We start from the raw sequence: 10,370 nt of genomic DNA on the forward strand, positions 1-10,370 counted from the left end.
CCAGCGCGTCCTGCATGGCCAGGGCGTTGATGACCGTGGCCAGCATGCCCATCTGGTCGCCGGTTACCCGATCCATCCCGCCAGCAGCCAGCCCCGCGCCACGGAAGATGTTGCCGCCGCCGATCACCAGCGCCACTTCCGCCCCGGCCTCGCGCGCTTCGATCACTTCGCGGGCCAGGCGGTTCAGGATTTTCGGGTCGATGCCGTAATCCTCATCGCCCATCAGGGCCTCGCCGGAGAGTTTCAACAGGACACGGCGATAGGCGAGGCTGGACATGCGGGGGCTCCGGGCAGGCAAACGCAGAGATTCTAGCCGATGCCCCGGATCAGGGCGTCGCGCGCAGGCCTGTCCGCTGCGGGTGGAAGGCGCATGCGGATGCGCAAGCGTGTTGGCAGTTGCCCAAGCAACCGTTGCGCGATGCCGAACAAGCCGGTTATGGTGCGGGCCATGACTGCAACGCGCGCCAACAATCATCGCAACAACGCCAGCCCCCGGCGGGCCGGCGATTAGCGCGCGCATCACACGCTGATCTTCCCGGGGCCCGCACTGAAAAGTGCGGGCTCTTTCGTTTTCGAACCTACAGCAAAGGATTCCACCATGTGTTCCATCTTCGGCATCTTCGGTTTGCAACCCGGCGACGACGTGCAGCTTCTTCGGCGGGAAGCGCTGGAACGCTCGCAGCGGCAGCGCCATCGCGGGCCGGACTGGAGCGGCGTGTACTTGGGCGATGGCGCAATCCTCGTCCACGAGCGGCTTGCCATCGTCGATCCTGCCGGTGGCTCACAGCCGCTGCTGTCGGAAGATGGCGAACTGGCGCTGGCGGTGAACGGCGAGATCTACAACCACATCGCGTTGAAGCGGGAATTGGCGCAGCCGTATGCCTTCCAGACCGAATCCGACTGCGAGGTCATCAACGCGCTCTACCGCGAGGACACACCTGCGTCCTTCCTCAACCGCCTCAACGGCATCTTTGCGTTTGCGCTGTGGGACAAGGCGAAGGGGCGCGCGATCATCGCCCGCGATCCCATCGGCGTGGTGCCGCTGTACTGGGGCCACGACAGGGAAGGCCGCCTGCGCGTTGCATCGGAAATGAAATCGCTGGCGGACGATTGCGCGGACGTGGCGCAGTTCCCGCCGGGACACTGGTATGACACCGCCACTGGCGAGTTGACGCAGTATTACGAACGCCCGTGGCGAGACTACGCGGCGGTGGAAGGTGTTGAAGTATCACTGGCCGAATTGCGTGAAGCCTTCGAAGCCGCCGTGCATCGCCAGTTGATGACTGACGTGCCTTACGGCGTGCTGCTTTCGGGTGGGCTGGATTCCTCGCTGGTCGCCGCCGTGGCCGCACGCTACGCGCGCCATCGCATCGAGGATGGCGACAAGACCGAAGCATGGTGGCCGCGCCTGCACAGCTTCGCCATCGGCCTGAAGGGCTCGCCCGATCTTGCGGCGGCGAAGGTGGCGGCGGAGAAATTGGGCACGGTGCATCACGGTTTCGAATACACCTTCGAGGAAGGGCTCGACGCACTGCCGGAAGTGATCCGCCACATCGAAACCTACGACGTGACCACGATACGCGCCTCCACGCCGATGTTCCTGCTGGCCCGCCGCATCAAGGCGATGGGCGTGAAGATGGTGCTGTCCGGCGAGGGCAGCGACGAGGTGTTCGGCGGCTATCTCTATTTCCACAAGGCGCCGAACGCGCGCGAGTTCCATGAGGAACTGATCCGCAAGCTCGATGCGCTTAACAACTTTGATTGCCTGCGCGCCAACAAGTCGATGATGGCCTGGGGCGTGGAGCCGCGCGTGCCGTTCCTGGACCGTGAGTTCCTTGACGTGGCGATGAAGATGGACGCCGCGCACAAGATGGTGAAGAAGGGCGATGCCGGCCCGCAACGGATCGAAAAAGGTGTGCTGCGCGCGGCGTTTGAAGGCTATCTGCCGGAAGAAATCCTGTGGCGGCAGAAGGAGCAGTTCAGCGACGGCGTGGGCTATGGCTGGATCGACGGCCTGAAGGCGCATGCCGAGGCGCAGGTGTCCGACCGCGAACTGGCTGCCGCCGGCAAGCGTTTCCCGGTCAACCCGCCGCAAACCAAGGAAGCATATTTCTATCGCAGCGTGTTCGAGCGTTTCTATCCCACGCCCGCAGCGGCAGAGACGGTGCCGGGTGGCAAGTCGATTGCGTGTTCTTCACCGGCAGCGATTGCGTGGGATGCCAGCTTCGCGGCGATGGCCGATCCATCCGGTCGTGCAGTGGCAGGCGTACACGAGCAGGCGGTGGCGGCGGTCTAGGGTAGCGTTGGTTCAGCTGTTCAATACATCCCGTCATTCCGGCTTTCGCCGGAATGACGAAGCTGTAAGCACTAGCCAGGCAGGCTGCGGCAGCCCAGCGCGGTCAGCACGCCGTGCAGTGCCGGCACCTGCATCAGCCACGGTGCGGCGATGGTGAGCAGGCCCGCGCCCAGCACCAGCAGCCCGGCGATATTGCGAAACGCACCGCGTTGCAGGCGCTGGCCGAAGCGTGCGCCTGCCCATGTCAGCGGCACCATCACCGGCAGCGTGCCAAGGCCGAACGCCGCCATCGTCAGCGCGCCATGCGTGGCGCTGGCCTGCAGCCATGCGGCGGCAAGCAAGGTGGTGGACAGGCCGCAGGGCATCCAGCCCCACAACATGCCGATGGCGAGACGCTTGCCGGCGGTGTCTGCGGGCAGTAGCCGCCGTTGCAGCGGACGCAGCAGGTTCCAGACGCGATGGCCGGGGCCACCGAAGAAACGCCCAATGCGGCCCTTGCTGTCCAGCATGCGCAGGCCGGCGATGACCAGCACGATGCCGACCGCAGCGCGCATCGCGATGCCAAGTTGCGGGATGCGGGCGATGCCGAGCAGGCCACCGCCGATGCCGCCGACGATGGCACCGGCCAGCGCATAGCCGGCAACGCGGCCAAGATTGGGTTGCGCTGCGACCCACCAGCTTTGCATGCCATGCAGTGATGCACTTTGCGAAATGCCGGTGGCGATGCCGCCGCACATCGCCACGCAGTGCGCGCCGCCCAGCAGGCCGGTCAGCAGGGCCGCACCGAGCACCAGAAGATCAACCGGCATCGTCGTCCTGCGCGGGCGGCTGCGGTTTCGGGTCGTCCTGCAGGATGTCCAGCGCGGGCGTGTCCAGGTCATCGAACTGGCCGCGCTTCACCGCCCATGCAAACGCCCAGATCGCCACGACCAGCAGCACCAGGCTCAGCGGAATCAGCATCAGCAGTGCGTTCATGCGCGTGCCAGCCGCAATGCGTTGAGGGTGACCAGCAGCGAGGATAGCGCCATGCCCAATGCCGCTTGCCACGGCGTGACCATGCCCAGTGCCGCCGCCGGCAAGGCCAGCAGGTTGTAGGCCAGTGCCCAGCCCAGGTTCTGCCGGATGATGGCCTGCGTGCGCCGTGCCAGTGCGACTGACTGCGGGATGCGCAGCAGCGCGGGCGATGCCAGCACGAGATCGGCGGCGCGTGCGGCCAGCGCATTGCCGTCGCCGATGGCGAAGGACACGTCCGCACCGGCCAGCACCGGGCCGTCATTGATGCCGTCGCCCACCATCGCCACCTTGCGGCCCTGCGCCTGCAAGCTGTGGACGTGCGCGAGCTTGCCTTCCGGACTCATTCGCGCGCGCGCATCGCTGATGTGGAGCATGTCGGCGAAGCGACGCACGGCGGCTTCGCCATCGCCACTTGCCAGTTGTGTGTCGATGCAAAGCCCGCGCAGCGCGTCCAGTGCGGCGACGACATCGGGGCGTGCGGCTTCGTCGAAGCAAAAGCGTGCGACGGCGGTTTCGCCATCGCCTAACCATATGCTGCCGTCATCGATGCAGGTGGATGCCGCGAAACCGGCGCGGCCGATCCGCCAGCGGCGACCATCGACGATGCCCTCGATGCCGGCACCGGGATGTTCGATTACTTCGGATGCCTGCGGCAGCATGGCATCAGGTGCGCGCGCGAACGCAGCGGCCAGCGGATGCGCGCTGTCGCGTTCCAGCGCGGCGGCGATGCGCAGTGCGTGTGCCGCATCGAAGCCGTTCAGCGCCTCGGTGCGCAGCGCGCCATCGGGCAGGCCCAGCGTGCCGGTCTTGTCGAACACCACGGTGTCGATGCCGGCCAGCCGTGCCATCGCGTCGGCGCGCAATGGCAGCACGCCCAGTTTCGCCAGCGCGCCATTGGCTGCCGCCAGCGCTGCCGGTACTGCCAGCGACAACGCACACGGGCAGCACACCACCAGCAGTGCCAGCGCGACTTCGAATGCGCGTGATGGATCGTGGATGCGCCATGCGATGTAGACCGCGAGCGTGGCGAATGCGAGCGCCACAACGAACACGCGGGCAATGCGGTCAGCGATTTGTGCCAGCGGCGGGCGATGTGCCTGCGCGCGTTCGATCAGTGCGGCAAGTTGCGACAGCCGCGTCTGCGTGCCGACGGCGGTCAGTCGCAGGCGTGCGGCCTGCGCGCCGCAGATGGAGCCTGCGAATACCGCATCGCCGGGTTGCTTCGGCACCGGGCGGGCTTCGCCGGTCAGCAGCGCTTCGGCAAACGCGGCATCGCCATCCAGCAATACGGCATCGGCGGGCACCGGTTCGCCGGGTGCAACGCGCACCACATCGTCCACGGCCAGTGCGGACACCGGCACCATCTCGCGCCTGCCATCGGCAGTTTCGCGGCTGGCGAAGGCCGGCCTTGCGCGCGCCAGCGCATCCACCTGCGCGCTGGCGGTGGCGCGCACGCGCTGCTCCAACATGCGCGCGAGCAGCAGCAGGAACACGAACATCACCGCGGCGTCATACCAGACCTGCGGGCCACCACGCAGCGTTTCGACCGTGCTGCCGGCCCATGCCAGCAGGGTGGAGGAGGCGATCAGCGTGTCCATGCCCGGCGCGCGGTGGCGCAGTTCGCGCAGCATGCCGGCGATGAACGGCCAGCCGGCGTAGAACACGACCGGCGTGGAAACGAGGAAGGCGACCCAGCGCAGCGCGTCGCGGGTGGCCAGCGGCATGCTGCCGGTGGTGTCGAGGTACAGTGCTTCGGCATACATCATCGCCTGCATGCTGCCGAGTGCGGCGATGCCGATGCGCAGCAGCCAGCGGTTGCGCTCGCGCCGGCGTTCGCGCTCACGCGCTTCACCTGCGGCGAGGAAGGGTTTGTAGCCCAGCGCCTGCAGGCGTTGCAGCGGGCGCGACAGCGGCGTCTGCTCGGGATTCCACTGGATGCGGATGCGCCCGGTGACGGCATTCGCGCCGACTTCCAGTACGCCTGGTTCGCGCGAGAGTGCGCGATCAATCAACCATGCGCATGCCGCGCAGCGCATGCCATCAGTGAGCAGGACGATCTCGCGTCCGCCGTCGATGGTGGTGGCGTGTGCGGCCTGCACATCCTCGCTGTCCCACAGCGCGAGCGAGGTGTTATCGGCATCCACCCGCGCGGATGGCTTGTCGCGCAGGCGGTAATAGGCGTCGAGGTCGGCATCGCGAATCCACTGCGCGGCAGCGGCGCAGCCATCGCAGCAGAACGCGCGCATCTGTCCTTCGACGCGCAGATGCGCAGGTGCGGCGGGCAATGCCTCGCCGCAGTGGAAGCAGGCGGATGCGGAGGCGGGCAGGTCGGCCACCGCCGCTGCCATCGCGATGTTCATTGCGGCAGGGTGGGTTGCAGGCGTGCGCTCAACTGGCCGCGCGGCAGGCGACCCTGCAACCGCCACTTGCCGTCTTGCGGTTGCAGTTGCATGGCCCAGTCGTGGCCGAGTTCAAGCGCAGGTGCATCCACGCGCCAGCCTGCGCCGCCGGGTTGCAGCAGGAAGTCGCGGTCAAGGTCGGCCCGCGCCGGGTGGCGCAGCAGAAGTTTCAGCGGCGTGTTGGTATCGAAACCGGAATGCAGCGCCAGTAATTCCAACTGTTCGCCATCCACGCGCAGCAGCGCGGCGAGTTGCAGTTTTGCGGCGGTTTCGTCCGGGCCAAGGTCGGCGGTCTGGATCTGTGCGGTGCGCTTGACCGCAGGGTCCACGGTGTCGGTGCTGCCGGGGCCGGCGGCGATGAACACCATCCACGCCAGCGCGATCACCGCGACCGTGGGAATGCCGGCCACCAGCCACACCAGCGGCTGACGCCAGGGGGAGTGTTGGGTTTCGTCCATTACATCGATCCGAAGAAGCTGCTCTCGACGGTGCTCTGCGCCTTGCCGTCCTCGCTGCGCACGACGATCTGCATGGCATGCCGCCCGCGCGTATCGGCGGGTGCCTGCACGGTCAGCGGCAGCGAGGCCACCTGGCTTGCGGGCACTTCGGCCACGGCTGCGCCCTGCAGCTGCAGTGCGGGGCCGCTGGATTGCAGGGTGATGTGGTAGCGCTGGGGCTGGTCGGTCTTGTTCACCAGCTTCAGGGTATAGCTGTTTTCGATGCCACCCGCCACTTCGCGGTACAGCGCGTTTCGGTCGCGCAGCACTTCCACAATCAGTGGCGCGCGGTTGCCCACGCCCCATGCCCAGCCCGCCATCAGTGCCAGCAGGATCAGCCCATACACGATGATGCGCGGACGCAGCACGCGCGATGCATTGCCATCAATTGCATTCTGGGTGGAATAGCGGATCAGCCCGCGCGGATAGCCGACCTTGTCCATCACCTCGTTGCAGGCGTCGATGCAGGCGCCGCAGGCGATGCACTCGTATTGCAGGCCGTTGCGGATATCGATGCCGGTGGGGCAGACCTGCACGCAGATCGTGCAGTCGATGCAGTCGCCCAGTTCATCGGGCGCGAACTTGGGCAGCGGCGCGACTTCGCCAAGGTCGCCGTCCCAGGTGATGGTGCTGCTGGCATGTGCCGCCTGCGTTGCAGCGGACGGGTGCTTGCTGGCGCGGAACACGTAGTCGCTGGCAGTGGAAAAATCCAGCAGGCCGCGCGCGCGTTCCAGCACGCTGCCCAGGCCACGCTTGCGCGGGCCGCGCGGTTCACCGCGCATCGGGTCATAGGCGATGATGAGCGTGTTGCGGTCGAACATCGCGCTCTGGAAACGCGCGTAGGGGCACATGTACTTGCACACCTGCTCGCGCAGGAAGCCGGCATTGCCCCAGGTGGCAAGCGCATAGAACAGCACCCAGAAGGTTTCCCAGCCGCTCCATCCTGTTTCAGGGCCGGCAAACGGCCACAGGCGTGCGCCCAGATCCTTGATCGGCGTGAAGAAGCCGACGAAGGTGAAGCCCGTCCACAGTGCGAACAGCAGCCACACCGCATGCTTGCTGCCCTTGCGCAGGAGCTTGTCGCGGTTCCACGGGCCGGCATCCAGCTTCATGCGCTTGCTGCGGTCGCCTTCGATGGCGCTTTCCATCCACAGGAACACTTCCGTCCACACCGTCTGCGGGCAGGCGTAGCCGCACCACAGGCGACCGGCCAGCGCGGTGAAGAAGAACAGCGCCATCGCCGCGATCATCAGCAGCATCGCCAGGAACACGAAATCCTGCGGCCAGAAGGTGATGCCGAAGACGTGGAACTTGCGCGCCGGCAGGTCGAACAGCACCGCCTGCCGTCCGTCGCAGCGCAGCCACGGGAACACATAGAACATGCCCAGCAGCCAGAACACCGCAGCCACGCGCAGGCGGTTCAAGGGGCCTTCCACGTCGCGCGGATAGACCTTGCGCTCGCTGACGTAGGCGCTGCCGCCCGAGTCGAGCACTTCCAGCGGAATCTGCTTGTTGCCCATCGTGCAGCCTTACTTCGGCGGCAAGGGCCGGTTGAAGCGGCTGGCCGGGCGCAACAAAATCCATGTGAACAGGCTGGACGAGGCCGTTGCCAGCCAGAACATGAAGAAGCCGACGGTGTAACCAAGCCCGCGACTGATCTCGATGCCCGGGAAGGTCATGTCACGCAGCGCAAGCGGATCGACGAAGGCGAAGAACACCATCGTGGCGACGCCTGCCGCGAAGAAACTCGGCCACAGGATCGCGCCCACACGCTGCGCCATCGGGCGCGGCGGGTGGTCGAAACGCGGCGTGGTGAAGTCGGTCATTTCGCCGCTGCGGTGCCATTGCCGTGCGACAGCGACCACACATACGCAGCCACCAGTCGCGCGCGGGTTTCGCCCAGCAGCGCGCGGTGCGCGGGCATGGTGCCGTGGCGTCCGTTGTTGATCGTTGCGCGCAGGGATTCGCGGCTATCGCCGTACATCCAGTAAGCGTCGGTCAGGTCGGGTGCGCCCAGGGTTTGATTGCCCTTGGCGTCCGGCCCGTGGCAGGCCACGCAGACGCCGTCGTACAGGGTCTTGCCGCGCGCCGCCGCAAAGTCGTTCTGGTCACCACTCTGGCCGGCCAGCTTGCGCACATGGGCGATCACGTAGTCGGTCGCATCCTTGCCGCCCATGCCTTCCAGAATGCTGCCCCATGGCGGCATCACGCCTTCGCGCCCGTCCAGCACGGTTTGCAGGATGGCCTCCGGCGTGCCGCCCCAGTGCCAGATGTTGTCGGTCAGGTTGGGATAGCCGGTCGCACCCTGCGCGGTCGAGCCGTGGCAGGTGGCGCAGGTGTTGCCGAAGATCGAACTGCCCAGCTTCACCGCCCGTGGGTCACGCGCCAGCACGTCGATGGGCTGGCCCTGGTACGGCGCGAAGGTTTTTTCCAGCCGCGCATTGGCGCGCGCGGCGTCGGCATCATGCTCGGCCTGCGAGGTCCACTTCGAATGGCCGGCGAAGTTGCCGAAGCCCGGATACCAGACCAGATAACCAATGCTGAAGAGGATGGTCAGGTAGAACATGTTGATCCACCACTTCGGCAACGGCTTGTTGTACTCGGTGAGATCGCCGTCCCAGACATGGCTGGTGTCTTCCGGCTTCGGGTCGCCGGGGCGACGCTTCGCCGTCCACCACAGCAGCCACACGCAGCCGCTGATGTTCAGCACGATCAGTGCGATGACGTACCAAGACCAGCCTGTAGTCATCAGACGTTCTCCTCGTCGGATTCAAGCGGCAGGCGCGCCGCTTCGTCGAAATCATGCTTGCGGCGCGGACTCCAGGCCCAGGCCCAGCCGGCCAGGAACAACAGCAGCAGGAGAGTGGTGACGATGCCGGACAACATGCTCAGTTCCCCCTCGGTGCGTGCCGGCCAAGCCCTTGCAGGTAGGCCACCACGGCATCCAGTTCGGTCTTGCCTTCAACCGCCGCAGGCGCGGCCTGGATCTCGGCATCGGTGTAGGGATCGCCCAGCCGGGCGAGCGCCTTCATGTGCTTCTGCACGGTCGCGCCGTCGAGCTTGTTCTTCGCCAGCCACGGGAAGCTGGGCATGTTCGATTCCGGCACTACGTCGCGCGGATCGATCAGGTGTACGCGATGCCAGTCATCGGAATAACGACCACCCACGCGCGCCAGGTCCGGGCCGGTGCGCTTGGAACCCCACTGGAACGGATGGTCATAGACCGATTCGCCGGCCAGCGAGTAGTGGCCGTAGCGCTCGGTCTCAAAACGCAGGGTGCGCACCATCTGCGAATGGCAGTTGTAGCAGCCCTCGCGGATATAGACGTCGCGGCCTGCAAGTTCCAGCGCGGGGTAGGGCTTGACGCCTTCCAGCGGCTTCACGGCTTCGGCCTGGAACATCAGCGGGACGATTTCGGCCAGTCCGCCGAAGGACACCGCCACGGCGATGAACACCGCCAGCAGGCCGACGTTCTTTTCCAGTTTCTCGTGCGCGTTATGTTGTTGGCTCATGGGGGCGTCCTCAGTCGCGCACGTTGGTGGCGTCGGGCGGCAGCAGCGGCTGGTCTGCAGGCTTGCCGGCGTCGCGGTACGTCTGCCACACGTTCCATGCCATCAGGAACATGCCGGACAGCACCAGCAGGCCACCGAACAGGCGGGCGAGGTAGTACGGATAGGTGGCGTTGAGCGATTCGACGAAGGTGTAAGTCAGCGTGCCGTCGGGATTGGTGGCGCGCCACATCAGGCCCTGCATCACGCCGGCGATCCACATCGCGGCGATGTAGAACACCACGCCCAGCGTGTGTACCCAGAAGTGGGTGTCGATCAGCTTCACCGAATGCATTTGCGCGCGCCCCAGCAGCGGCGGCAGCAGCGCGTAGATCGAGCCGATCGAAATCATCGCCACCCAGCCCAGCGCGCCGGCATGGACATGGCCCACCGTCCAGTCGGTGTAGTGGCTCAGCGAGTTGACCGTCTTGATCGACATCATCGGCCCCTCGAAGGTGGCGATCATGTAGAAGCTCAGGGCGACGATCAGGAACTTGAGGATCGGGTCGGTGCGCAGCTTATGCCACACGCCCGACAGGGTCATGATGCCGTTGATCGCGCCGCCCCAGCTGGGTGCCAGCAGGATCAGCGAGAACACCATGCCCACCGACTGCGC

At 66.2% G+C, this 10,370-nt stretch carries 11 protein-coding genes and 1 pseudogene; 1 reads left to right on the plus strand and 11 read right to left on the minus strand.

The features are described from left to right. A pseudogene (locus QM612_RS02930) lies at positions 1-277 on the minus strand (UMP kinase); the annotation flags it as partial. A 321-nt stretch (positions 278-598) separates the two neighbouring features. On the opposite strand from QM612_RS02930, the gene asnB reads away from it, so the two are divergent. Next, complete coding sequence (gene asnB / locus QM612_RS02935) at positions 599-2,296, plus strand: asparagine synthase B (protein WP_415252403.1); 1,698 nt, start codon at positions 599-601, stop codon at positions 2,294-2,296. 71 nt (positions 2,297-2,367) lie between these two features. On the opposite strand, the gene QM612_RS02940 is transcribed toward asnB, so the two are convergent. The 10 genes from QM612_RS02940 to QM612_RS02985 all read right to left on the minus strand — a co-directional run. Beyond that, a complete protein-coding gene (locus tag QM612_RS02940; RefSeq protein WP_415252404.1) occupies positions 2,368-3,105 on the minus strand; it encodes a sulfite exporter TauE/SafE family protein in 738 nt (245 codons plus the stop codon). Further along, a complete protein-coding gene (gene ccoS, locus QM612_RS02945; protein WP_415252405.1) occupies positions 3,095-3,271 on the minus strand; it encodes a cbb3-type cytochrome oxidase assembly protein CcoS in 177 nt (58 codons plus the stop codon). Before ccoS ends, QM612_RS02940 begins: the two co-directional genes overlap by 11 nt. Further along, the gene (locus tag QM612_RS02950) at positions 3,268-5,670 is read right to left on the minus strand and encodes a heavy metal translocating P-type ATPase (protein WP_415252406.1); all 2,403 of its coding nucleotides are present in this window, start codon (positions 5,668-5,670) and stop codon (positions 3,268-3,270) included. Before QM612_RS02950 ends, ccoS begins: the two co-directional genes overlap by 4 nt. Continuing rightward, complete coding sequence (locus tag QM612_RS02955) at positions 5,667-6,167, minus strand: FixH family protein (protein WP_415252407.1); 501 nt, start codon at positions 6,165-6,167, stop codon at positions 5,667-5,669. Before QM612_RS02955 ends, QM612_RS02950 begins: the two co-directional genes overlap by 4 nt. Then, positions 6,167-7,726 carry a 4Fe-4S dicluster domain-containing protein gene (locus QM612_RS02960; protein ID WP_415252408.1) on the minus strand — a complete coding sequence of 520 codons (1,560 nt, stop codon included), beginning with the start codon at positions 7,724-7,726 and terminating at the stop codon, positions 6,167-6,169. The genes QM612_RS02955 and QM612_RS02960 overlap by 1 nt, the downstream gene beginning before the upstream one ends. A 9-nt stretch (positions 7,727-7,735) precedes the next feature. Next, the gene (locus QM612_RS02965) at positions 7,736-8,032 is read right to left on the minus strand and encodes a hypothetical protein (RefSeq protein ID WP_415252409.1); all 297 of its coding nucleotides are present in this window, start codon (positions 8,030-8,032) and stop codon (positions 7,736-7,738) included. Continuing rightward, positions 8,029-8,955, minus strand: a complete 927-nt coding sequence (gene ccoP, locus QM612_RS02970) for a cytochrome-c oxidase, cbb3-type subunit III (protein ID WP_415252410.1) — start codon at positions 8,953-8,955, stop codon at positions 8,029-8,031. Before ccoP ends, QM612_RS02965 begins: the two co-directional genes overlap by 4 nt. After that, the gene (locus QM612_RS02975) at positions 8,955-9,092 is read right to left on the minus strand and encodes a cbb3-type cytochrome oxidase subunit 3 (RefSeq protein ID WP_415252411.1); all 138 of its coding nucleotides are present in this window, start codon (positions 9,090-9,092) and stop codon (positions 8,955-8,957) included. The genes ccoP and QM612_RS02975 overlap by 1 nt, the downstream gene beginning before the upstream one ends. A gap of 2 nt (positions 9,093-9,094) precedes the next feature. Beyond that, the gene (ccoO, locus tag QM612_RS02980) at positions 9,095-9,718 is read right to left on the minus strand and encodes a cytochrome-c oxidase, cbb3-type subunit II (protein WP_415252412.1); all 624 of its coding nucleotides are present in this window, start codon (positions 9,716-9,718) and stop codon (positions 9,095-9,097) included. Positions 9,719-9,728: 10 nt separating this feature from the next. Further along, on the minus strand, positions 9,729-10,370 hold a 642-nt coding region (locus tag QM612_RS02985; RefSeq protein WP_415252413.1), incomplete at its 5' end, for a cbb3-type cytochrome c oxidase subunit I.

Source organism: Thermomonas sp., assembly GCF_047606765.1.
Lineage (GTDB): Bacteria > Pseudomonadota > Gammaproteobacteria > Xanthomonadales > Xanthomonadaceae > Thermomonas.